General features: G+C 68.3%; 23 protein-coding genes. 12 read left to right on the top strand and 11 right to left on the bottom strand.

Features of this window, described 5'->3' with window-relative positions; all coding sequences use genetic code 11:
- Positions 1–91: 91 nt before the first annotated feature.
- From accC to K5L94_RS19945, 5 genes are all read right to left on the bottom strand, one after another.
- Positions 92–1,459 (bottom strand): acetyl-CoA carboxylase biotin carboxylase subunit, encoded by a 1,368-nt coding sequence (gene accC / locus K5L94_RS19965; protein WP_006473295.1) that lies wholly within the window; start codon positions 1,457–1,459, stop codon positions 92–94.
- Between the two features lie 10 nt (positions 1,460–1,469).
- On the bottom strand, positions 1,470–1,949 hold the full coding sequence (gene accB, locus K5L94_RS19960; RefSeq protein ID WP_008265096.1) for an acetyl-CoA carboxylase biotin carboxyl carrier protein: 480 nt from the start codon (positions 1,947–1,949) through the stop codon (positions 1,470–1,472).
- A gap of 53 nt (positions 1,950–2,002) precedes the next feature.
- Positions 2,003–2,425 (bottom strand): lysozyme inhibitor LprI family protein, encoded by a 423-nt coding sequence (locus K5L94_RS19955; RefSeq protein ID WP_180879954.1) that lies wholly within the window; start codon positions 2,423–2,425, stop codon positions 2,003–2,005.
- On the bottom strand, positions 2,425–2,874 hold the full coding sequence (gene aroQ / locus K5L94_RS19950) for a type II 3-dehydroquinate dehydratase (RefSeq protein WP_274511225.1): 450 nt from the start codon (positions 2,872–2,874) through the stop codon (positions 2,425–2,427). The genes K5L94_RS19955 and aroQ overlap by 1 nt, the downstream gene beginning before the upstream one ends.
- A 351-nt stretch (positions 2,875–3,225) precedes the next feature.
- On the bottom strand, positions 3,226–3,966 hold the full coding sequence (locus K5L94_RS19945; protein ID WP_274511224.1) for a DOPA 4,5-dioxygenase family protein: 741 nt from the start codon (positions 3,964–3,966) through the stop codon (positions 3,226–3,228).
- 162 nt (positions 3,967–4,128) lie between these two features.
- On the opposite strand from K5L94_RS19945, the gene K5L94_RS19940 reads away from it, so the two are divergent.
- Positions 4,129–4,956 (top strand): isocitrate lyase/PEP mutase family protein, encoded by an 828-nt coding sequence (locus K5L94_RS19940; RefSeq protein WP_274511223.1) that lies wholly within the window; start codon positions 4,129–4,131, stop codon positions 4,954–4,956.
- Between the two features lie 75 nt (positions 4,957–5,031).
- Here K5L94_RS19940 and K5L94_RS19935 read toward each other — a convergent pair whose 3' ends face one another.
- Complete coding sequence (locus K5L94_RS19935) at positions 5,032–5,565, bottom strand: hypothetical protein (RefSeq protein ID WP_053450948.1); 534 nt, start codon at positions 5,563–5,565, stop codon at positions 5,032–5,034.
- A gap of 126 nt (positions 5,566–5,691) precedes the next feature.
- Between K5L94_RS19935 and K5L94_RS19930 the strand changes: the two genes are divergently transcribed.
- Entirely contained in the window at positions 5,692–6,288 is a 597-nt protein-coding gene (locus K5L94_RS19930; protein ID WP_274511222.1) for an NAD(P)H-dependent oxidoreductase, read from the top strand.
- Positions 6,289–6,304: 16 nt separating this feature from the next.
- Positions 6,305–6,898 (top strand): TetR/AcrR family transcriptional regulator, encoded by a 594-nt coding sequence (locus K5L94_RS19925; protein WP_053450946.1) that lies wholly within the window; start codon positions 6,305–6,307, stop codon positions 6,896–6,898.
- A 13-nt stretch (positions 6,899–6,911) separates the two neighbouring features.
- Here the strand turns inward: K5L94_RS19925 and K5L94_RS19920 are convergent, their stop codons facing one another.
- Positions 6,912–7,694 carry a D-alanyl-D-alanine carboxypeptidase family protein gene (locus K5L94_RS19920; RefSeq protein ID WP_053451390.1) on the bottom strand — a complete coding sequence of 261 codons (783 nt, stop codon included), beginning with the start codon at positions 7,692–7,694 and terminating at the stop codon, positions 6,912–6,914.
- Between the two features lie 120 nt (positions 7,695–7,814).
- Between K5L94_RS19920 and K5L94_RS19915 the strand changes: the two genes are divergently transcribed.
- From K5L94_RS19915 to K5L94_RS19895, 5 genes are all read left to right on the top strand, one after another.
- A complete protein-coding gene (locus tag K5L94_RS19915; protein ID WP_053450945.1) occupies positions 7,815–9,362 on the top strand; it encodes an alkaline phosphatase in 1,548 nt (515 codons plus the stop codon).
- Positions 9,363–9,636: 274 nt separating this feature from the next.
- On the top strand, positions 9,637–10,542 hold the full coding sequence (locus K5L94_RS19910; protein ID WP_053450943.1) for a LysR substrate-binding domain-containing protein: 906 nt from the start codon (positions 9,637–9,639) through the stop codon (positions 10,540–10,542).
- 89 nt (positions 10,543–10,631) lie between these two features.
- Complete coding sequence (locus tag K5L94_RS19905; RefSeq protein ID WP_274511221.1) at positions 10,632–11,321, top strand: HAD-IA family hydrolase; 690 nt, start codon at positions 10,632–10,634, stop codon at positions 11,319–11,321.
- Positions 11,318–12,613, top strand: a complete 1,296-nt coding sequence (locus K5L94_RS19900) for a DUF5690 family protein (RefSeq protein WP_274511220.1) — start codon at positions 11,318–11,320, stop codon at positions 12,611–12,613. The genes K5L94_RS19905 and K5L94_RS19900 overlap by 4 nt, the downstream gene beginning before the upstream one ends.
- A gap of 11 nt (positions 12,614–12,624) precedes the next feature.
- On the top strand, positions 12,625–13,779 hold the full coding sequence (locus K5L94_RS19895) for a TIGR03364 family FAD-dependent oxidoreductase (RefSeq protein ID WP_274511219.1): 1,155 nt from the start codon (positions 12,625–12,627) through the stop codon (positions 13,777–13,779).
- A gap of 39 nt (positions 13,780–13,818) precedes the next feature.
- Here K5L94_RS19895 and phnF read toward each other — a convergent pair whose 3' ends face one another.
- On the bottom strand, positions 13,819–14,565 hold the full coding sequence (gene phnF, locus K5L94_RS19890) for a phosphonate metabolism transcriptional regulator PhnF (RefSeq protein WP_274511218.1): 747 nt from the start codon (positions 14,563–14,565) through the stop codon (positions 13,819–13,821).
- A 100-nt stretch (positions 14,566–14,665) separates the two neighbouring features.
- Here phnF and K5L94_RS19885 point away from each other — a divergent pair, with 100 nt between their 5' ends.
- Complete coding sequence (locus K5L94_RS19885; RefSeq protein WP_274511217.1) at positions 14,666–15,808, top strand: alpha-D-ribose 1-methylphosphonate 5-triphosphate diphosphatase; 1,143 nt, start codon at positions 14,666–14,668, stop codon at positions 15,806–15,808.
- A 136-nt stretch (positions 15,809–15,944) separates the two neighbouring features.
- The gene (locus K5L94_RS19880) at positions 15,945–18,557 is read left to right on the top strand and encodes a TonB-dependent receptor (protein ID WP_274511216.1); all 2,613 of its coding nucleotides are present in this window, start codon (positions 15,945–15,947) and stop codon (positions 18,555–18,557) included.
- 83 nt (positions 18,558–18,640) lie between these two features.
- Here K5L94_RS19880 and K5L94_RS19875 read toward each other — a convergent pair whose 3' ends face one another.
- The 3 genes from K5L94_RS19875 to K5L94_RS19865 form a co-directional block, all read right to left on the bottom strand.
- Complete coding sequence (locus K5L94_RS19875) at positions 18,641–19,357, bottom strand: ABC transporter substrate-binding protein (protein WP_274511215.1); 717 nt, start codon at positions 19,355–19,357, stop codon at positions 18,641–18,643.
- A gap of 61 nt (positions 19,358–19,418) precedes the next feature.
- Positions 19,419–20,942, bottom strand: a complete 1,524-nt coding sequence (locus K5L94_RS19870; RefSeq protein WP_180879941.1) for a carotenoid oxygenase family protein — start codon at positions 20,940–20,942, stop codon at positions 19,419–19,421.
- A 26-nt stretch (positions 20,943–20,968) separates the two neighbouring features.
- Complete coding sequence (locus tag K5L94_RS19865) at positions 20,969–21,391, bottom strand: DUF2141 domain-containing protein (protein WP_274511214.1); 423 nt, start codon at positions 21,389–21,391, stop codon at positions 20,969–20,971.
- Positions 21,392–21,552: 161 nt separating this feature from the next.
- Here K5L94_RS19865 and K5L94_RS19860 point away from each other — a divergent pair, with 161 nt between their 5' ends.
- Complete coding sequence (locus tag K5L94_RS19860; RefSeq protein ID WP_274511213.1) at positions 21,553–22,653, top strand: sensor histidine kinase; 1,101 nt, start codon at positions 21,553–21,555, stop codon at positions 22,651–22,653.
- Positions 22,650–23,288, top strand: a complete 639-nt coding sequence (locus K5L94_RS19855) for a response regulator transcription factor (RefSeq protein WP_274511212.1) — start codon at positions 22,650–22,652, stop codon at positions 23,286–23,288. Before K5L94_RS19860 ends, K5L94_RS19855 begins: the two co-directional genes overlap by 4 nt.
- Positions 23,289–23,302: the final 14 nt, after the last annotated feature.

Below are 23,302 nucleotides of genomic sequence, written 5' to 3'. Positions count from 1 at the left end.
TTGCGTAGCGCCGAGCCCATGCTCGGCGCTACAGACAACGAAAAAGGGCGGGGAAATCCCCGCCCTTTCCGTATCCAGCCTGTGGCACCGATCAGGTCAACGCGATCGGCTTGTTCTTGCGCTCGGCCAGGCGCTTTTCCAGGTAGTGGATGTTCTGGCCACCGGCCTGGAAGCCCTTGTCACGCATGATCCGCTGCTGCAGCGCGATGTTGGTCTTGATGCCGTCGACCACCATCTCGCTCAGCGCCACGCGCATGCGGGCGATGGCGGTTTCGCGGTCCGGGCCGTGCACGATCAGCTTGCCGATCATCGAGTCGTAGTTCGACGGCACGCGGTAGCCACTGTAGATGTGGGTGTCCACGCGCACGCCAGGGCCGCCCGGCGGATGGAAGCCGGTGATGGTGCCCGGGCTCGGCACGAATGTTTCGGCGTCTTCGGCATTGATGCGGCACTCGATGGCGTGGCCGGTGAGCACCACGTCGCTCTGCTTGATCGACAGCTTCTGGCCGGCGGCGATCTTCAGCTGCTCGGCCACCAGGTCGATGCCGGTGACCATTTCGGTGACCGGATGCTCCACCTGGATGCGGGTGTTCATTTCGATGAAGTAGAAGCGGCCGTCCTCGTACAGGAACTCGAACGTGCCGGCGCCGCGGTAGCCGATGCGCACGCAGGCTTCGGTACACACCTTGCCGATCTGCTCGCGCTGTTCGGCGCTGATGCCCGGTGCCGGTGCTTCTTCCACCACCTTCTGGTGGCGGCGCTGCATCGAGCAGTCGCGCTCACCCAGGTGGATGGCGTTGCCCTGGCCGTCGGCCAGCACCTGGATCTCCACGTGGCGCGGGTTCTCCAGGAACTTCTCCATGTAGACCTCGCCATTGCCGAACGCGGCCTTGGCCTCGCTCTTGGTGGTTTCGATGGAGGTCTTCAGCGAGGCTTCGGCGTGCACCACGCGCATGCCGCGGCCACCGCCGCCACCGGCCGCCTTGATGATGACCGGATAGCCGATCTCACGGGCGATCTTGGTGTTGGCGACGATGTCTTCGCCCAGCGGGCCGCCCGAGCCGGGCACGCACGGCACGCCGGCCGACTTCATCGCGCGGATGGCTTCAACCTTATCGCCCATCATGCGGATGGTGTCGGCCTTGGGGCCGATGAAGATGAAGCCGGACTCCTCCACGCGCTCGGCGAAGTCGGCGTTCTCCGACAGGAAGCCGTAGCCCGGGTGGATGGCCTGGGCGTCGGTGACTTCAGCGGCGGCGATCAGCGCCGGGATGTTGAGGTAGCTCTGCGGCGACGGCGCCGGGCCGATGCAGACCGACTCGTCGGCCATGGCCACGTGCTTGAGGTTGCGGTCGACCGTGGAATGCACGGCCACCGTGCGGATGCCCAGGGTATGGCACGCGCGCAGGATGCGCAGCGCGATCTCCCCTCGGTTGGCAATGACGACTTTGTCGAGCATGGCGTGCCCCTCAGCCGATCACGAACAGCGGCTGGTCGAACTCCACCGGCTGGCCGTTTTCGCCGAGGATGGCGACGATGGTGCCGGACTTGTCGGCTTCGATCGGGTTGAACATCTTCATCGCTTCGATGATGGCCAGGGTCTCGCCTTCCTTGACCTGCTGGCCGACGCTGACGAAGGCCGGCTTGTCCGGGGCGGACGAGGCGTAGAAGGTGCCGACCATCGGCGAGCGCAGCACGTGGCCTTCCGGCAGCGCCGGGCCCGGCTTGGCAGTGCCGCCGGTGGACGCTTCGGTCGGCGACTGCATCGGCATCGCCTGCGCGGCCGGGGCAGCCGGGGCGGCATACACCGGTGCCGGCATCGGCGCGGCGTAGCCGGCCACCGGGGCGCGCGACAGGCGCACCGACTCTTCGCCTTCCTTGATTTCGATTTCAGCCAGGTTCGACTCTTCCAGCAGGTCGATCAGCTTCTTGATTTTGCGGAGATCCATGGTGGCCTCTTTGCTCTTGATGTCAGTGTGGTGGGGAGCGCGTCGCGCTCGGGTCAAAGCAATTCGTAGAACTCGCGCAGCTGCCGCGTACGGTCGCGCGCGAGGGTGATCAGGCAGCGCATCTGTGCGCCGTTGCGTGCCGTGCCATCGGAATTGAGGGCATAGACCGCGTTGCAGTCATGGTCGCGCAGCTGCATCCAGGCGCGTTGGGCCAGCACCAGCTGCTGCTCGGCATCGCCGCAGTAGCTGCAACTACCGCCTTTGGCCGGTGTGCGCAGCTGTTGGCGCGCCAGGGCATAGGCGGAATTGAGTTCGGCGTCGGCAGCAGCGGCCACGTCCGAAGCGCACAGGTCGCTCTCCATCGTGGTGGCGGGATGCGCGCAGTCGATGCCTTCGGCGCTGCGGTCGCCCGCATGGGCAACGCCGCACAGGCTGGCGCACAGCGCGAGGCTGGCAAGCACGCGCGGCAGCATCATCACGCGCCCGCCGCCTGCACGCGCAGCAGCGCCGCGTCCATCGCGTAGCGGTAGCTGTCGGCACCGAAGCCGCACACCACGCCCACCGCCTTGTCACTGAAGTAGCTGTGCTGGCGGAACGGTTCGCGGGTATGCGGGTTGGACAGGTGGATCTCGATGAACGGCACGGCCACCGCCGCCAGCGCATCGCGCAGGGCAACCGAGGTGTGGGTGAAGGCGGCCGGGTTGATCAGGATGAAAGCGGTTCCGTCGTTGCGCGCGGCCTGCACGCGGTCCACCAGAACATGCTCGGCATTGGACTGCAGGCTTTCCACGGCGTGCCCGGCGGCGGACGCCTGCGCGGCCAGCGCCTGGTCGATATCGGCCAGCGTGGTGTGGCCGTAGATCTCCGGCTCGCGGGTGCCGAGCAGGTTGAGGTTGGGGCCGTGCAGGACCAGCAGCTTCGCCATGGGATCCGGAAGACGGGAAAGGGCGGCAGTCTGGCGGAAGCGGCGGATGCTGTCCAGTTCGGCGAAGTTTGCCGTGTTTCAATCGATTGTTTGAAATTCGCCGGAGTGCTTGCGGCTGTACGGCGGGAGCCGGATCAAGGCGCGCTGAACGTGGTGCTGGCCGGGGATGCTGGCACGTAGGCCGACGATGCCGGCAAGGCCGGGCGATGACCGACGCCGCAACGGGCCGTGATGCGGTAGAGCCACGCCATGCGTGGATGAAGGAAGTTCGGTGCGCAGCAAGCTACGTACCCACCGAGGGGCAGCCCAAGGTGCGCTGCACGCCACCCACCGCCCCCGCCACGCACCCGCTCAGGTCTCCAGCGGCACCGTCGGCACCACGTTCGGGAAGACTTCCTCCAGCGGCTCCCGTTCGCCGGGCTTCGGTGCCGGCCAGTTGTAGGCATTCACCGGCTGCGCGCGGTTCACCCACAGCGCGTAATGCAGATGGTCGGCGCGGCCGTCGCCGGTATTGGGGTGGATCAGGATGGTCAGGCCCAGGCTGTTGAGCTGCAGCCAGGGCACCAGCACCGGCAGCAGGTCGTTGGTGAAGCCGAAATAGAACGAAGGCGTGACGTGCGGCCCGCGCGGTTCCAGGTTCCAGTTGCCCAGCTCCACCGGGAAGCGTTCGGCGGCCCAGCGCCGCAGCAGGGCCGCCTTGGCGAAGCTGTCCTCATCGAAGTAGATGTGCGCGTGATAGCTCTTGATGTCGGTGTACGCGCGTGGGGTGGCGGGCAGCGTGGCCTCGCCGGGGCGCACGCTGGCCGGGCGCGGGGTGGGTTCGCGGGCGGTGGCCTGGCCCCACGGGCTGCTGCCCTTCGCCGCCGGTGGGACGATGGCGCGGAAGCCGGGCTGCCCCGGCTCGGTGGTGTTCACGGCATGGTCGTCGCGCGTGGCTGCCGCTGCCGTCGACGCGCTGGCCAGGCCGCCGGCGGCCAGCCCGGCCGAAGCGATCAGGCGCCGGCGGGCGGGCGACAGCAGGTCGGCCCACTGCGCGTCATCTTCGCTTGCGTCGATGTAGGTGTCAGCGGGGGAATCCAGGTCCGGGTGCATGAACGGCTCCGTGGCAGCATGAGGGGCAGGCAAGCACGCTCCGGCACTGCCCTCGGCCGCGTCCAATAAGCAGGCGGCATCACCTCATGCGCCTGCGCATGCCGCCATTGAGCGCAGGCGATGGCCGGGCTAGGGTGCCGCTGTACCGTACCGGAGCCCGCCATGACCTCGATCGACGCCGACTTCCCGCGCAGGCGCGCGGCCTTCCGCCAGCTGCATGCGCAGGGCTGCTTCGTGCTGCCCAATCCGTGGGACGTGGGCAGTGCGCGCTACCTGCAGCGGCAGGGATTCCTGGCCCTGGCGACCACCAGTGCCGGCTGCGCCTGGAGCGAGGGGCGGCCGGATGGTGCGGTTTCGCTGCAGGCCACGCTGGAGCATCTGCGCCTGATGGTGGGGGCGACGCCACTGCCGGTGAACGCCGACTTCGGTGATGGCTTCGGTGCCACGCCAACGGCGGTGGGAGAGGCGGTGGCCGCGGCGATCGATACCGGCGTCGCGGCATTGTCGATCGAGGATGCCAGCGGTGTGGCCGATGCACCGCTGCGCCCGATCGAACAGGCGGTCGAGCGCCTGCGCGCGGCCCGTGCGGCGATCGACCATGCCGGCGGCGATGTGCTGCTGGTAGGCCGTGCAGAGAACTTCTTCGTGGGGGTGCCGGACCTGCAGGACACCCTGCAGCGCCTGCGCGCCTATGCCGAGGCCGGTGCCGACGTACTGTACGCGCCGGGCATCAGCACGCCTGAGCAGATCAGCGCGGTGGTGGCCGCGGCAGGAGCGAAGCCGGTGAACCTGCTGGTGGGTGGACCGACGCCCATGCGCCTGCAGGACATCGCCGCACTCGGCGTGCGCCGGGTCAGCCTCGGTGGCGCACTGGCCCGCGCGGCGTGGGGTGGCTTGATGCAGGCGACCCAACCGATCGTGCAGGACGGGTGCTTCGATGGCCTGCAGCAGGCGACCCCGGGCGCGGCGTTGAACGCGCTGTTCCGTTGACGGAAATCCGGTGTGGGCCCGGTTCTGCAGGGCGGTCCGTGGATCCACACCGTGCCTGGAGGGATGCGCCAGCGACTACAGCGCTTCCATCCCGCCCTTCGGCACTACCACCCCCGGTTCCAGGGCCGGCAGCAGCTGCCGCAGCAGCGCGGGGTTGTCCAGCAGCGCGGCACCGTCCAGATAGCTCCACTGCGTCGTGCCCACCCGGCGTACGGCGACCATGAACGAGGTGCTGCGCATCGGCGCGTCGCGCACGCGCAGCAGTGACTGGCGTGGCACGAAGCAGACTTCCTCGTCACCGGCGGCGTAGGTGCGCCCAGGCACGCCCGCCTCGTCGCTGACGATGGTGACGCCCGCCTTGTGCAGTTGCTTCACGGTGTCGCGCGTCATCCGCGCATAGGCCTCATCGCCACCGGCAGCCAGCTTCAGGCTGGGATGGGTGCGCGCGATGATCAGGTCGGTATCGCCGCGGGCGAAGGCGTCCATCATCGCCTGCACCTCCCTGCGCAGGGCGGCGGAATCTTCCGGACCGAGTTCACCGGCCACGGCGGATGGAACGGCCATCGTCATCACCAGGGCCAGCAGCGGGGCAAGCAGGTGTCGGTGCATCGGCGGGCATCTCACGGGCGAGCGCCGCACTATACGGGGGATGCGGAAACAGCATCCCATCGATGGGGCTGGTGCGCCGGATTTCATTACTTACCATTGGTAGTTAGTGAATCCCGGAGCTCTCCCATGCACAGCCTCATCGTCATCGCCCATCCTGATCCTTCCTCGTTGACCCACGCCATCGCCGGGCGCATCGGTGAGGCCATCGGCGCGGCTGGTGCCGGCAACAGCGTGGCCCACGCCGATCTGATGGCCGAGGGCTTCGACCCGCGTTTCAACCTGCAGGACCAGGCGCTGTTCCGCGGCACCGGCGCTGTACCGGCCGATGTCGCCGCCGAGCAGGCGCGGCTGGATGCGGCCGACACGCTGGTGCTGGTCTACCCGCTGTACTGGTGGTCGTTCCCGGCGCTGCTGAAGGGTTGGATCGACCGTGTGTTCACCCAGGGCTGGGCCTACCAGGAGGGCGCCGACGGCAAGGTGCAGAAGAAGCTGCAACGGCTGTGCGTGCACCTGGTCGGGGTGGGCGGGGCCGGCGCGGAGATGATCGAGCGGCGCGGCTATGGGGCGGCGATGAAGACCCAGATCGACATGGGCATCTTCGACTACTGCGGTGCGCGCGTGCTGTCATCCGAACTGCTGCTGGACGCCGATTCCGGCGCCGCCGGGGCACATCTGCAGTCGGCAGCGGAGATCGGCCGTAAAATCGGTACTCCGATGCGCTGACCGCCGTGCCCTGCCGATGCCTGCCACGCCCGCTCCCACACGCCGCCGACTGACCCGCGAGCAACGCGCCCGCCAGTTGCTGGACGTGGCCTGGGCGCTGGTCGGCGAGGAAGGCACCGATGCACTGACGCTGGGACGCCTGGCCGAGGCGGCGGGCGTGACCAAGCCGGTGGCCTACGATCACTTCGTGACCCGCAATGGACTGCTGGCGGCGCTCTACGACGACTATGACGGGCGGCAGACCGTGGTCTTCCACGAGCGCATCGGCCGCGCCAGGGCGCAGCTGGCCGATCGCGCGGCGGCCATCGCCTCCGGCTACATCGACTGCATCCTCAGCCAGGGCAGTGAAGTGCAGGGCATCCTCGCGGCGCTGGTTGGTGCGCCCGAACTGCGCGAGGTGCGGCGGCGCTACCAGCAGGACTTCATCGACAACTGCCAGGTCTGGCTGGGCCCGTTCGCCGCCGAGGGGGCCGTGCCCCTGGCGGGGCGATGGGCCATCCTCGGCGCGGCTGAGACCCTTTCAGAGGGCGTGGTTGCCGGCGCTCTGGACAAGGCCGGGGCCGAGGCAGAACTGCAGCGCGTGATCGTGGCGACGGTCAAGCGGCGCTGAGCCGCATGGCCGGTCAGCTGTTGGCCAGTGCGGCGAATCCTGCCGACAACTGATCGCGCACCAGTGCGTCGCGCGCGTCGCGGCTTTCAGAACCCAGCACCACGGTGATCAGCCGCACCGGCTGCGCCCGGCCGGGCACTGCGCGGCACGCGGTGGCGGCCAGGCAGAAGCCTGCGGCCCGGGTGTAGCCGGTCTTCAATCCATCCACGCCGTGCTCGCCAAGCAGGGCATTCTGGTTGCTGCGGCTGAAGCGGCCATGCGCGAACGCGCGCTGCGCGGTGATTGCCAGTATCTGCGGATGATCGTTCAGCAGGCAGGCGGCCAGCACTGCCATGTCGCGCGCGCTGGACGCATGGTGCGGGGTGGTGATGCCGGAGACGCTGGCAAACCAGGTGCTGCGCAGGCCAAGCTGGCGCGCATGCCGGTTCATGCGATCGAGGAATGCGGTCTGCGATCCGTCCAGGTGGCGCGCGATCGCCAATGCAGCGTCATTGCCGGAGACGATCATCAAGCCTTCCAGCAGGCGTGCCAGAGTAATTGTTTCGCCAGGCACCAGGCCCATGCGCGTTTCATCATCGGCCACCGCATGCACATCGTCGCTGGCAATGGTGACCGTTTCGTCCCATGCGCGCCCGCGCTCCTCGACGCATGCATACGCAGCGTAGGCGGTCATCAACTTGGTCAGCGACGCCGGTTGCCGCGCGGTTTCCGCGTTGTGCTGGTGGATCACCGCGAAGGTGGCCGCATCCAGGGTGATCGACGACAGCGGCGCGCGCTCTGGAACGGGGAGGGACATGGATGATGCGGTGACAATGGAGAGCCGCAGGATAGTGCGCGGCAGCTGCATGAAGCTGCAACATTGAAACGATATAACGTATCGTCATTGTGGGCCGCCTCTGGCCCGATGGGATATCCGATGACTGCACGCGCGCCACGCCGCTGGCTCCATTCCTCGTTGCTGATCGCGCTGGCAGCGCTGGGGGGCTGCCAGCCGAATCTGCGCACCGATGCTGTTCCCACCGCCGAAGCGCGCCCGCACAACGTGATCGTGATGATCAACGACGGGGCCGGTTGGGGCACCTGGGATGCTGCCGCCTACTGGCAATACGGCAGCCGCGAAGGTGCCCCCTATGCGGATTTCCCGCAGCGCCTGGCGGTAACCACCTTCCCGTTGAACGCCAGCAGCCAGCCGACCCGCGACAACGCGCAGACCCTGGGCTACGACGCGGGCAAGGCCTGGGACAGCGAACCGGTGCCGGCGCAGGACCTGCCGTTCGTCGGCTACCAGTACCTGGCTGCAGTCGCGACCGACAGTGCTGCGGCCGGTACGGCGTTGTCCTCGGGCATCAAGACCTACAACAACGCCATCAATTACAACAACGATGGCAATCCGGCCGAGTTCAATACGCTGCGCGCCAAGCGCCTGGGCATGGCGACCGGTGTGGTGACCTCGGTGCCGTTCGCGCACGCCACGCCGGCAGCGTTCGCGGCGCAGAACGAGTCGCGCAACAACTATCACGCCATTGCGCACCAGATGCTGGCGCAGGGCCACATGGACCTGGTGATGGGCACCGGCGGTCCCGGCTACAGCGTTGATGGCCTGGCCTGTGGGCCGACCACGGATGCCGCTAGGGCCGAAGGCTGCGCGACTCCGTGGGAATGGGTGTCGCAGCAGGATTGGCAGCAGCTGGAAGCGGGCCGCACCATTGGCGGGAACCCGTTGGGGCCGTGGCGCCTGATCCGCGGGAAGGAGGAATTCGCCGCGCTGGCGCAGGGCCAGCTGCCGGCCGACCGGCCGCTGATCGGCGTGCCACGCGTGGCCAACACGCTGCAGCAGGCTCGCCAGCTGCAGGTGCTGGGCAAGGATGCGGCCACGCCCTCGGGCGTAAGGAAGATCGACAGCGTGCCGGATCTTGCGACCATGACCCGCGGTGCACTGCGGTTCCTGCAGCAGCGATCTTCGGAGGGCCTGTTCCTGATGGTGGAAGGCGGCGCCACCGACTGGGCCGCGCATACCAGTGCCTGCGGCACCGAATGGCACTACGGCCAGTGCAGCGACCAGCCGCAGTACGGCCGCCTGATCGAGGAGACCGTGGAGTTCAACGATGCGGTGGCGGCGGTGGTGGACTGGATTGAACGCAATGGTGGTTGGGAGCGCAACCTGCTGATCGTCACCACCGACCACGACAACAGCATGCCGATGGGCCCCGATGCACAGAACGTCGCCTTCCAGCCGGTGCGCAACAACGGCCGCGGACGCATGCCGGGGATGAGCTTCCGCCCCACCGGCAACCACTCCAATGCGCTGGTGCCGCTGTGGGCCAAGGGCGCGGGCGCGGAGCTGCTTGCAAAGCGCGTGCGTGGCGTTGATGCCGGCTACCGCCAGCACGTGGGCTGGAACGACGGCCGCTACATCGACAACACCGATGTGGCGGCCGCGGTGCAGGAGGCGCTGCAGCGTTAGGGACGTGCCGGGCAGCGGCCGGCAGCCGCGGGCTGCCCGGTTGGCGAGGTTACCGGCCAGCGGCCAGCACTACCGTGAGTGCTGCTGGGCGGCGGAACCGGGCTGGCCAGTTGCCGGGCCAGCTCGGCGCTGGCCACATGGCCGTGCAGGAACAACAAGCCGCTGAAGATGTTCATGAGCGTGCCTCCACTTGAGTGGATTGCACGATACGGGCAGCATGGACGTGCAAAAAGCGACATTTCCGCAAGCACGCCTTGAGAGGAATTCAAGCCTGATGTCCCGTCCGCCCCTCCATGCCCTGCAGGGTTTCGTGGCTGCCGCCCGGCTCGGCAACCTGTCGCGTGCGGCGGCGTCGATGAACCTGACGGTCAGCGCACTCAGCCATCAGATGCGCCAGCTGGAAGAGCGCCTCGGCCAGCCGCTGCTGATCCGGCAGCCGCGTGGCGTCACCCTTACGCTGGAAGGGCAGCGCCTGCTGGAGCAGGTCGGCCCGCATCTGGACGCGATCAACGAGGCCTTCCAGCCCTATGCGGCGCGCGCCGAGCACGTGCTGACGATCAGCGCGGTGCCATCGATGGCCTCGGCGTGGCTGGTGCCACGCCTGGGCCACTTCGTGGCTGCGCACCCGCAGATCGAGATCAACCTGCAGTCGAGTGAACGGCTGGTCGACTTCGAGCGGCAGCGGCAGTTCGACGCCGCGCTGCGGCTGGGCACCGGGCACTGGCCGGGGCTGGTGGTGGAACCGCTGTTCGACGAGTGGCTGCTGCCGATGGCCAGCCCGGCGCTGATCGAGCGCATGGGCGGCATCGACCGTGTTCCGCTGACCCGGTGGCCGCTGCTCGGTGATCCCGACGGCGCGTGGGGCGCGTGGTTCGCGTTGAGCGGGCAAAGCCCGCCGCCGCGCTTCGTGGCGGTACTGGATGATTCGGAGGCCCACCACCGTGCGGCGCTGGACGGGGTGGGCGTGGCGCTGGGACGGGTGACGCGGGCGCGCCTGTTGCTGGAATCCGGCCAGCTGGTGGCGCTGTCCAGCCAGCGCCTGAAGACGGCGTGGCCGCATTGGCTGGTGTACCCGCAACGCTCGGCCAGCCATCGCGGCTTCCTCGCCTTCCGCGACTGGCTGCACGCGCAGGCCGCCGAACACGTGCGGCACATGGCCACGCAGGGGTCGCCCGGCTAGACAGGTGCATCGGCCTGTCCGGGCGCTGTCATCAGGGCGTGGCCGGCGGCGACGAAGCTGGGCACCTCCGCCCAACGCCGCCTGCCGCCATGCGCTACCGCCTCGCCGTTCTTGATATTGCCGGTACCACCGTTGCCGACCCGGGCCTGGTGGCCCATGCCTTCGCCGAAGCGATGGCCGTCGCCGGCCACGCCATCGAGGTGGAGGATGTGCGCCCGCTGATGGGCTACCCCAAGCCGCAGGCGATCGCACGGCTGCTGGGCGCCACGGTGGACTACCCGCGCGTGGCCCCGATCCATGCCGACTTCGTGGCGCGCATGCTTGAGTTCTATCGCCATGCACCGGGCATTGCACCGCTGCCGGGCGCCGAGGCGCTGTTCGACACATTGCGCGCGCACGGCATCCGTATCGGCCTGGACACCGGCTTCTCGCGCGACATCGCCGAAGTGATCATCGACCGGCTGGGCTGGCACGACCGCATCGACGCGCTGGTAGCCAGCGACGAGGTGCCGGCGGGCCGCCCGGCGCCGTACATGATCCAGGCGCTGATGCAGCGTACCGGGGTGGACGATGCCGCCGCCGTGGTGAAGGTGGGCGACACCGAGGTCGACATCAACGAAGGCCGCAACGCCGGTGTCGGCCTGAATGTTGCGGTCACCACCGGCGCGTTCACCCGCGCCGAACTGCTGCCGCACGGTCCGGACCACATCATCGACCACCTCGACCGCCTGCCGTCGCTGCTGGGCCTGGCACCTTCCGGCACGGTCGCCGCCGCATGAACCGGCCCTCGTTGCGGGAACGGCTGCAGGGGCACCCGCTGGCGCTGACCGTGTTTGCCGGCAGTGCGGCGCTGTCCACCTATGCCTGCATGTATGCCTTCCGCAAGCCCTTCGCCGCTGCATCGTTCGATGGCCAGCACCTGTTTGGCGCCGACTACAAGGTGTGGCTGGTGGTGGCGCAGGTGCTGGGTTACATGTGCAGCAAGTTCATCGGCGTGCGGGTGATCGGCGAGCTGCGCGCCGAGCGCCGCGCCAGCCTGCTGCTGGGCCTGATCGGCATCTCCTGGTTGGCGCTGCTTGGCTTCGCACTGGTGCCGGCGCCCTGGAACATCCCGTTCCTGTTCCTCAATGGCCTGCCGTTGGGCATGGTCTGGGGCCTGGTGTTCAGCTATCTGGAAGGGCGCCGGACCACCGAAGCGATGGGTGCGATCCTGGCCTCCAGCTTCATCATGGCCTCCGGCGTGGTGAAGTCGGTGGGCAAGTGGCTGCTGCTGCAGGGGGTGAGCGAGTTCTGGATGCCGTTCCTGTGCGGGCTGCTGTTCCTGCCGCTGCTGCTGGTGTCGGTGCGCATGCTCGAACGCATTCCCGCACCGGATGCCGACGACCTGCGCGAGCGTTCGCCGCGCCTGCCGATGGATCGCACGCAGCGCCGCGCCTTCGTGCGCCGCTTCCTGCCGGGGCTGGCGCTGATGATCCTGTGCTACGTGTGCCTGACCGTGGTCCGCGATTTCCGCGACAGCTTCGAGGCCGAGCTGTTCCGCGAGCTGGGTTATGGCGGCAGCGCCGGCGTGTTCGCCGCCATCGAAACGCCCGTGGCATTCGCCGTGCTGGCGCTGACCGCCGGGCTGACCTGGTTCCGCAACAACCTCAACGGCCTGATGGCCCTGCACGTGCTGATGTTCATCGGCCTGGCCACCGCCGGCCTGAGCACGCTGGCGTTCCGCGAGGGCATGCTGCATCCGCTGGCGTGGCTGGGCCTGGTGGGCTTCGGCCTGTACCTGGCCTACGTGCCGTTCAACTGCGTGTTCTTCGAACGCCTGATCGCCACCTTCAAGGTCGCCGGCAACGTCGGCTTCGTGATGTACCTGGCCGATGCGTTCGGCTATCTCGGCAGTGTGCTGGTCCTGCTCGGCCATGAGTTCTCCGGCCTGCAGCTGTCGTGGGTGCGCTTCTTCTCCAGCGCCGTGATCCATCTGTCGCTGCTGGGCGGTGCCTGCCTGTTGTTGTCGCTGCTGTACTTCCACCACAAGGCCCTGCGCCTGGCCCGCATGCCGGCGCTCGCCTCCGTCTGAGTCCATCCCCCATGAAGAACACAACCGCCCTCGTGGTCGGTGCCGGCATCGTCGGCCTGGCCGTGGCCCGCGCGCTGGCCGTGCGTGGCTGCAAGGTCACCGTGCTGGAGCGCCATGAACGCGCTGTCGGCGCCTCCATCCGCAACTTCGGCATGGTCTGGCCGATCGGCGTGCCCAATGGACCGCTGTATGAGCGCGCGCTGCGCTCGCGGCAGATCTGGCAGGAGCTGATCGACGTGGCCGGCCTCTGGCATGACCCCAGTGGCTCGATGCACGTTGCCCACGCCGACGACGAATGGGCCGTGCTGCAGCAGTACGCGGCCGCCAATGCGCAGATGCGCCCATGCCGGTTGCTGGACCGGGATGCGGCATTGGCGAAGTCGCCGGCGCTGGTCGCACGCGAACTGCGTGGCGCGCTGTTCAATGCCGATGAGCTGGTGGTCGATCCGCGCCAGGCGATCCGCGCGTTGCCGGATGTGCTGCGCGAGCGCCACGGCGTGCAGTTCCAGTGGCGCACGCCGGTGACGGCGGTGGAAAGCGGCCGGGTGTGGTCCGGCAGCCGCCTGTTCGAGGCCGACAAGGTGTTCGTCTGCAGCGGCCCGGAGTTCGAACAGCTGTATCCGGAGCTGTATGCCGCCGCGCCGCTGACCCGCTGCAAGCTGCAGATGCTGCGCCTGGCCGCGCAGCCGTCCGGATTCCGCCTGGGTGCTGCCCTGTGTGGTGGCCTGTCACTGGTGCACTACGCCGGCTTCCGCGAGGCCGCCGACGTTGCCCCGCTGCAGGCGCGCTACCAGGCCGAGCATGCCGACCTGATCGAGCTGGGCATCCACGTGATGGCGGCACAGAACGGCCTTGGTGAAATCACCATCGGTGATTCGCATGCCTATGCCCATACGCATGACCCGTTCGACGAGCACGCCATCAACCAGAAAGTGCTCGATTACCTGTCCCGTTTCATGCAGGTACCGGACGCGCGCATCGCGCAGACCTGGCACGGCATCTATCCCAAGCTGCTGGACGGCAGCAGCGAGTTCGTCGCCGAGCCCACCCCGGGTGTGACCCTCGTCAACGCCATCGGTGGCGGTGGCCTGGGCATGACGCTCAGCTTCGGCCTGGCCGAGGAACTGGTGGACGGTCGCTACGCGGCATTGCGCTGCGCGGCATGAAGCCTGCGCGCGGCGGGTGCAACGCTCGCCGCGCTTTTCCTAGAGGTCGCTGCTGACCATCAGCTGCACCCAGTCACCGGCGAAGCTGGTGATGCCGAACTGCACCGGTTGTCCCTGCGGATCGACGTTGAGTGAGTGCACGCACAGTACTGGCCGCCGCGTTGATTGCCCGAGTACGCGCGCGACCTCGGCCTCGGGCAGGCGTGCCATCACCGTGGTGTGCCGGCGCAGGTAGTCGGTGACCCCGAACGCGGCCAGGGTGCGGGTCACCGAGGGCGTACGTGCGAACACCTCTCCCAGTCCCGGGAATCGGGTGGCGGGAAAATACGCTTCGCTGTGGTCCACGGTGCGCCCTTCCACCTGGCTGGAGTACACCACCCGATGCACGCGTTCGCCGGCAATCAGGCCGAGCGCACGCGCCACCTGGCGGCTCGGCACCTGCACGCGGGCATCGAGCAGGGTGTAGCGGCTTTCCACGTTCAGGTCATGCATGGCCCGGCCGAAGCGCGTGCGCCGGCTGATCGGGTAGTGGTACGGATGCTCCTGCACGAAACTGCCGCGACCGGTCTCGGTGCGCACGTAGCCACGCTCTTCCAGCGCCTCGATCGCGCGCCGCACGGTGTGGCGGTTGACCGCGAAGCGCTTGGCCAGCACCTGCGCCGAGGGCAGTGCATCGCCTTCCACCAGCTGGCGTTCGCGGATCTGCCGCAGCAGCGCCTGTTCGATCTGCTGCCACAGTGGCAGCGCCGAATCGCGTGGGGTCACGGCCGGGTCGGGCATGGTCATCAAACCTCCATCTGCGGCTGCTGGACTAGACAGGTGCACTGCATGTGCAGGCATATCAACGCGCTGCGATTGCAATGGCATGACACGGGCTACGGAAACCATGGGCGAACACATCCTCGACAACCTGAAACTGGTGCTGGCCGACGAGATCGTGCACGGCCATGTGGTGCTGGACGGGCCACGCATCCACGCCGTGGGGCAGGGGCGCGTGCGGCGGCCGGGCGCCGAGGACTGCGGCGGCGACTGGATGTTGCCGGGGTTTGTCGAGCTGCATACCGACAATCTGGAGAAGCACCTGGTACCACGCCCGGGCGTGGCCTTCCCAGCGGCCGCGGCCGTGCAGGCGCACGATGCACAGCTGCTGGCTGCAGGCATCACTACGGCCTGCGATGCGCTGGCCGTGGGCGACGTGGAGGCCGACAGCGTACGCGTACGCAGCCTGCAGGCCGCGCATGCGGCGCTGGCCGAGGCGCGCCGTGGCGGTGGCCTGCGCAGCGACCACTACCTGCACCTGCGCGCCGAGCTGCCCTATCCCGGGTTGCTGCCATTGCTGGAGCCGCTGCTGGATGATCCGGCGGTGCGCCTGCTGTCGCTGACCGATCACACCCCGGGGCAGCGCCAGTTCCGCAACCTGCAACGCTATGCTGCCTATTACGGTCTGCCGGCCGACGCACCGGCCCCCTATCTGGACGACCTGCTGCAGGCACGCCGGGCACAGCAGGCGCGCTATCGCCCCGCACACCTGCAGCAGGTGCTGCAGTGGGTGCGGGAACGCGGCCTGTGCCTGGCCAGCCACGACGATACCGTGCCTGCGGATGTGGACGAGGCCGTGGCCAGTGGTGCGCGCATCTGCGAGTTCCCGACCACGCTCGAGGCGGCCGTTGCGGCGCGTGTGGCCGGCCTGACGATCGTTGCCGGCGCCCCCAACCTGGTGCTGGGTGGCTCGCATTCGGGCAATGTGGCGGCGCTGGAACTGGCCCGCGCTGACTGCCTCGACGTGCTGTCCTCCGACTACGTGCCGGCCAGCCTGCTGCCGGCGCTGGGCGTGCTGTGCGCACAGCTGGGCTGGAGCCTGCCGCGCGCGGTGGGCACGGTCAGCCATGCACCGGCACAGGCGCTGGGCCTGCGTGACCGGGGCCGCATCGGTGAAGGCCTGCGCGCCGATCTTGTGCGGGTTCGTGGAACCCTGCCGGACTACGTGGCCGAGGTCTGGGTGGGTGGCCGCCGCCTGCTGGCCCAGTAGCCACCCTCGCGATCACCTAGACAGCTGCCCCGACCTGCCTAGTGGATGCCGCCTGCGCTTCACCGCGCTGATTGAAAGTGGCCGCCATCACCGCTCCCGCTGGAGCGGTCCACTTTCCCTTGCCGCCGCCATCGCCATGTCCACTCTGCCTACGCGCCATCCGCTTACCCTGGGCCTGCTCGCCCTGCTGCATGCCCCGCTGGCCGTCCAGGCCGCGTCCCCGGTCGCGACTGATGCCGCACCCACTCCCTCTGCCGTCGATCTGGATACCGTCACCGTGGTCGGCAGCATCGTCAGCGGCGAGAAGCAGGCACTGGACGCCCAGCGCGAAGCCAGCAACCTGATGAACGTGGTCAGCGCCGATGGCATCGGCAAGATGCCCGACCACAACGCCGCTGAAGCCGTGCAGCGGGTACCGGGCGTGTCGATCGAACGCGACCAGGGCGAAGGCCGCTTCGTCGCCGTGCGTGGCCTGCCCGCACAGTGGAACTCGACCACCCTCAACGGTGACCGGCTGCCGACCGCCGAAGAGGAAACCACCAGCCGCGCCACCGCGTTCGATTTCTTCCCGACCGAGCTGATCGAGCGCATTGAAGTGAGCAAGACGCTGACGCCGGACCGTGAAGGCGACGCCATCGGTGGCCAGGTGAACTTCGTTACCCGCACCGCGCCTGCGCGCCGCACCTTCGCCGCCAGCGTGGCCGGCAACTACAACGACAAGGCCGTCGATACCGGTACCAGCGCCAATGTGCTGTATGGCGACCGCAGCGCCGATGGCCGCTTCGGGTTCCTGATCAACGGCACCTACTGGAAGCGCCCGTGGGCGACCGACAACTTCGAGCCGCGGCGCAGTGCCGATGGCCTTGGCATCTACCGCCTGGAGCTGCGTGACTACACCGGCGAGCGCACCACCCGCGGTGTCAATGGCGGCATGGAATTCCTGCCGGCCGATGGCCACCGGCTGTACGTGCGCGGCCAGTATGGCGAACTGAGCGACGATGAGACGCACTACAAGCACCGCTACCGTTTCGACAAGGATCGCGTCGAGCTGCAGAACATCCACAACGAGCTGATCACCGAGTTCAGGACCTTCGAGTTTGGTGGCCAGCACACCCTCGGCCGCGGCCAGGTGGACTGGAAGCTGGCCAGCGCCGAGAACGACTTCCGCTACGGCTGCATTCCCACCTGTGCCGACAACGCCTACTTCGTGGTCCAGTTCAACCAGGGCAAGGTCGGCTACCAGGGCCTGCAGGATCGCGGTGCAGGGCGCAACTCGTACAACACCATCGATGGCGGCAACGTCGCCGCCGATACCCCGCAGACCCATCTGCCGCCGGGCTTTTCGATGGACCCACGGAAGATGTCGCTGAGCGCCGTGGAGCTGTACCGGGTGGCGGTCAATGAGAAGGACAGGGCCGTCGCGCAGCTGGACTTCACCTTCGACGCCAGCGACACGCTGACCTGGAAGACCGGTGCCAAGTACCGTGACAAGCAGCGTCGCGCGCGCTTCTCCGACGAGTTCTATGCCTGGAACACCGCAACCGGCGGCCCGGTGCCGACCCTGGCCGACTTCCCGTTGATGGACCAGCCCGGCCGCAGCGGCTATGACATCGGCAACGGCCGCGACTACGCCCGTGACTTCTCGCAGGTGGTGCCGATGCAGGCCCTGGCCGAGTGGTACCGGCAGAACAAGCAGCATCTGGTGCTGGTGCCGGGCGACTCGGCGCTGGTGGCCAATGGCGCGGCGCTCGGCCGCAACTTCGACGTGGCCGAGAAGCAGTACGCGGCCTATGCAATGGGCACCTGGACGCCGGACGAGCGCTGGGACGTGGTCGGCGGCGTGCGCCTGGAACGCACCGCCACCGACGTGCGCGGGCAGGTGCTGGAGCGCGATGCCGATGGCAGCAGCGCGCTGGTGCCCAACCTGGGACGCAAGCGCTACACCTCGGTGCTGCCGCAGCTCAACGTGCGCTTTTCGCCGCGCAGTGACCTGAACCTGCGGCTGGGCCTGACCCGCAGTTTTGCCCGCCCGAATTTCGGTGACATCAATCCGGGTGGCTCGTTCATGGAAGCCGATGGCACCTTCACTTCCGGAAACGCCGATCTTGACCCGACCTATTCGGACAACCTGGACCTGATGGCCGAGTGGTATGCCGGACCGCTGGGCCTGCTGTCCGGCGGCGTGTTCTACAAGAACATCAGCAACCCGGTGTTCCAGAGCAGCAGCACCGGCAATTTCAACGGCAACACCAATGTCACCTTCTACCGGCCCGAGAACGGCGATGACGCCAAGCTATGGGGTGCTGAGTTCGCCTTCGTGCGTCGCTTCGATTTCCTGCCGGGCCTGTGGAGCAATTTCGGCATCAACGCCAACCTGACCCTGATGGATTCGCGCATGCGCATTCCGGGCCGCAGTGGCAACGTGCCGATCACCGGCCAGGCCGACCGCCTGTACAACGTCACCGTGTACTACGACGATGGTGCCTTCGCCGCCCGGCTGGCGACCAACCACAAGGGCGCCTACATCGAATCGCATGGCGACAGCAGCACCACCGATGCCTGGTACGGTGCCAACACCTCGGTCGACTTCAGCGCGTCCTACACGTTTGATCGCTGGACCGTGTTCGCCGAACTGAGCAACCTGACCAACGAACCGCTGAAGTACTACCAGGGCAGCCCGCAGCGGCCGCTGCAGGTGGAGTATTACGGCCGCCGCGCGCAGATCGGCCTGAAGTACCTGTTCCAGTAGGCCGCACGCGCTCTGCAGCGTCGAGCCATGCTCGACCAGGCCTCTGTAGCGTCGAGCCATGCTCGACTGCGTGTGCGCTGCAATCACCGCACCAGCGTGACCTCCTGCCCGGCCCGGGCGAAGGCCTGGCCCAGCAATGGGCCTGCCTTGATCGCCTGCACTTCCTCGAACAGTGCCTGCAACGCATCGGCCGAGCGCGAGGCTGGCGCCGCCACCGCCTGCTGGATCACGGTGAAGCGATCGGCCAGCACGCGGTGGCCAGGATGCGACCGCGCCCAGGCTTCCAGTGGCTGGCGCACGCCGGCGGCAGCATCCAGGTGCTGCTGGTCGAACAGGTCAATGGCGGCCGCGGAGGTGTCGGCGCGTTCGATCCTGGCGTGGCGCAGCTCGCGGCTGAGGAACAGGTCGTAGGCCGCGCCGCGGCCGACCGCGATGCGCAGGCCATCGTGGTCCAGGTCGGCCACCTGCTGCGCCGGGCTGTCCGCACGCACCAGGTAGGTGCCTTCGATCTCCACATACGGCGCGCTGAAGGCGATGCGGCCCGCCCGCGCCGGATCGATCGCCAGGAAGGCCAGGTCCCATTCGTCCTGGTTGGCCGCAGCAACCACCGAGGCTGCTGCGTCGTGACAGGTGAAGCGGGCCTGCACCCCCATCCGTTGCGCCAATGCGGTGGCCAGTTCCAGCGTGGGGCCACGCGGCGAACGCGCGTCTCCCTGTGCCAGCACCGGATTGCCCAGGTTGATCGCCACGCGCAGGAATCCCTGCGGTGCCAGCGCGTTTCGATGGTCTGCCAGGGACATGCCGGGCTCCGCAGGAAGGGGAACCCCAGCATGCCAGCGCCGGTGTCCGTGCGGCGTGCACTCAGCCGCGCGCGGCGAACGTGCCGTGGAAGCCCAGCGGCACCGCGTAGGGCAGCCAGGCCTGTGCGATCGGGCCATCGTCCAGGTGACGCGCATCGAGTACGGCCAGGCCACTGCGCGTGTTCACCGGATCGAGCAGGGTGCCGATCAGCCAGCCGTCGTCGGCGTTGCGGCTGCCCGGACGCGGTACGAATACGTGTTCCTCGGCCATGATGTCCGGCCCGTAGTGCCACAACTGGCGGCGGCCCCGCTCGATGTCGAATGCAGCCACGGCGTTGAAGTAGGGCGCGTTGGCCGGACCATCGATGGTGGGCGCGTAAAGCCGCGCACCACGGGTGTTGGCCGAGCGCGGATCGAACAGCGGAAACTCCACCGCGCTGATGCCCAGCGACTCCCAGCGCGCCTGGCCACGGCGCAGGTCCAGGTGCAGCTCGACCAGGCTGGCACCACTATTGGCCGCATGTGCCCCATCGCCGGCCATTGCTTCCTTCATCGGTGAGCGCGCTTCGTTGATGTCGTCGTGGCGCACCGCGCGCAGCACGATGCCGCCGTCGCGGGTGAACGCATCGCCGAAGTGGTAGATCGCTGCGAATGGCGCCTCGAACCATTGCGCCTTGTCCGGCGCATCCTTGGCGACCACCGCGATGCGCGCCGCGCGCTGCGGTGCGAACTGCATGCGTTCGAAGAAGCTGCCGCCGGTGCCGGTGAAGTCGAACGGCATCAGCACGAAAACGAGATGCTGTCCGGTCATCGCGAAGGCATGCAGATAGCCATGCTCGGGCGTTTCGATCACGTTGGCGCTGCGCAGCTGACCGTCCTTGCCGATGTGCCAGACCAGCAGACCGTGGCCCCCCATCAGGCTGATCGAGCCGAAGTTCCATACGCTGCCATCGCGGTCGGGCAGGGGATGCGCGGAGAATGGCAGCGCGGCCAGGTCCGGGCGCCAGGTGACCGGGCCGAGAGTCTGCAGCGAATCGGGATCCACCTCGAACGCCGAGCCGGATTCGCACAGCGCGAACAGGCGGCCGTTGATCATCGTCACCGAGGTGTTGGCGACGTTGGCATCGTCATTGTTGCGCACCGCCAGTGCACCGGGGACGCTGGTGCCCGCCGCCGGGTACTGGAAGCGGCCGGCCTTCTGTTCACGGCTGAACTTCGGTGTGGCCACCATGCGCCCGTGGTGGGTCAGGCTGCCATCGCCGTTGAAGCGCCAGCCATGCACCATGCCGTCGCCGTCGAACCAGTGGTCATAGCGGAAGCCATCGCGCTCGGTCCAGGCCGGGCCGTTGCGGTATAGCGTACCGGCCAGCCCGGCCGGCAGCCGGCCCTGCAGCTGCACGGTGGCCGGGCCGAGGCTTTCGCTGCTGACGCTGCGCCAGCCGAGCAGCCACGGGTGCTCCTGCAGGCCCTGCGCGAAGTGCGCAGGGTCGCCGGCGAAGGCGGGTGCGCTGCGCAGGGCGGTGGCGCCAAGCGCCAGGCAGGCACTGCTGCTGAGCAGGGTACGAAGGAAGCGGCGACGGTCCATGATGGCCTCGGGTCTGGATGCAGGAATCAGCGCAGGGTGATGTCGATGGCGGCGCCGGCGGCCGGCACGTTGACGCGCGCTTCGTCGAAGGTCGGCTTGCGCATCACCTGCGGGTTGTTGCTGAAGCCATAGCCTTCCACCGGCATGCCGACCAGGTTGGTGTCGAGTTTGCCGTTGTCGTTCTCGTCGTGGGTGAGCAGCACCGCGTAGCTGCCTGCGGGCACGTTCTTGAATACGAAGTGGGCACTGTCGCCACTGGGCCTGGCCTGCTGCGCCTCCACGGGCGCAGCCTTGCCGTCCCAGGCGGTGGCGTTGTCGACCAGGGCAACGCGCAGCGTACCGGTCTGCACGCGGACATCGTGTACGGTCACGGCCAGATCGGCGGCGTGGGCGCCGCCGGCCAGGGCCAGGGCGGTCAGGACGGTGCTGAGCAGGGCGGTACGGATCATGGCAGTGGCTCCGGAAGTGGGCGGTGTGCTGCGGTGTGGGGCCAGTCTGCGCGGGGCGTGGGGCCGGTTTCAGGGCCAGTGGTCATCGATTCGACGTGCCAGAAGTCACTTTCTGCGCTGGACCCATTGCCGACGGCAGGCGCGGCCGTCAGCATCTGGCCATGCCCAGCCTGCTCCGCCACTTGTTGCGTCCGCTCAGCCTTGCCGGTCTGGTGACCGTGCTGGTGGTCGGCCTGTCATTCGCGGTGCAGCGCGGCGAGGCCGCCCCCAGCCTGCTGTTGCTTGCTGGGTTCCTGTTGCTGTTCGTGCTGCATGGCTGGGCGTCGATGCCGTCGCGTGTGCGCGCGGTCGCTGCCGTGTTGCAGGCGCTGCTGGCGATTGCCCTGGTCGCGTTGCAGCCGCGCACCGGCACCGCCCCTGTGCTGCTGGTGGTGCTGGTCGCACAGCTGGCCGAGCACTGGCCGACGCGCTTCGTGCTGGGTGTCGCATTGCTGGCCAACCTGGCGATGTATGCGGTGCTGCGCCACAGTGGCTTCAGCCAGCCGCTGCTGGTGGTGCTGCTGTACGGCGGCTTCCAGGCGTTCGCCGCACTGACCGCACACTACGCACGCAGCACGGCCCTGGCCCGCGATGACCTGGCCCGGGTCAACGCGGATCTTCTGGCCACGCGCGCATTGCTGGCCGACAGCGCCCGCGATGCCGAGCGCCTGCGCCTGGCGCGCGAACTGCACGATGTAGCGGGCCACAAGCTCACCGCGATGCGGTTGAACCTGCGTGCGCTGGCGGCTGATCCTGCGCTGGCCGGGCGCGACGGCCTGGTGCTGGCCGAGCAGCTGTCGGGCGAACTGCTGGCTGACATCCGCCAGGTGGTGCAATCGATGCGCGATGATCGCGGCCTCGATCTGGCCACCGCACTGCACGCGCTGGCCGCACCCTTCCCACGGCCGAAGCTGCAACTGCGGATCGGCGAGGGCGTGCGCGTGACCGATCCGCTGATGGCCGAGACTGTGCTGCGGCTGGTGCAGGAAGCGCTGACCAATGCGGCCCGGCATGGCAACGCAGGCACCGTATGGCTGACGATCAACGAAGAGGATTCCCGGTTGCGCATCGATATCCATGATGACGGCCAGCGTGCCGAACGCATCCGCGAAGGCAACGGCATTGCCGGCATGCGTGAGCGCCTGGCCACGGTGCATGGCCGGCTGGAACTCGCGCGCACCGCACAGGGCGGCATGCACCTGACCGCATGGTTGCCGGCATGAGCGGCGCCGCGATCCGTGTTGCCCTGGCCGACGACCAGGCGCTGGTCCGCGCCGGCCTGCGTGCGCTGCTGCAGGGGCTGGGGGTGGAGGTGGTGCTGGAGGCCGAGGACGGCCAGGCACTACTCGATGCGCTGCTCACGCAGCCGGTGGACGTGGTGCTCAGTGATGTCCGCATGCCGGGCCTGGATGGCATCGAAGCGCTTCGCCAGCTGCGCGCACGTGGCGATGCCACGCCGCTGCTGCTGTTGACCACCTTCGATGAGAGCGACCTGCTGCTGCGTGCCAGCGAGGCTGGTGCACAGGGCTTCCTGCTGAAGGACGCCGCGCCTGCCGACCTGCGCGAGGCGATCGAGCGCGTCGCCGCGGGCGAGACGCTGCTGATGCCGGTCAGCACCGAGCCGGTACGCGCCCGCTACCGCTTTCACGACGAAGCGCCTCCCAGCGATACCTTCGGCGAACGCGAAGTGGCGATCCTGCGCCTGCTGGCTGGCGGCTACAGCAACAAGGAGATCGCGCGCAGCCTGTTCCTGGCCGAAGGCACGGTGAAGAACTATGTTTCCGCCATTCTCGACAAGCTTGGTACCCGCGATCGTACCCGTGCGGTACTGAAGGCGATTACCCTGCGCATCATCTGACTGCGCCGCGCGAG

It is taken from the genome of Stenotrophomonas forensis, from assembly GCF_028752115.1.
GTDB classification, from domain to species: Bacteria; Pseudomonadota; Gammaproteobacteria; order Xanthomonadales; family Xanthomonadaceae; genus Stenotrophomonas; species Stenotrophomonas forensis.
The sequence above is the reverse complement of the archived record's forward strand: the minus strand, read 5'-3'. Positions and strand labels throughout refer to the sequence as shown.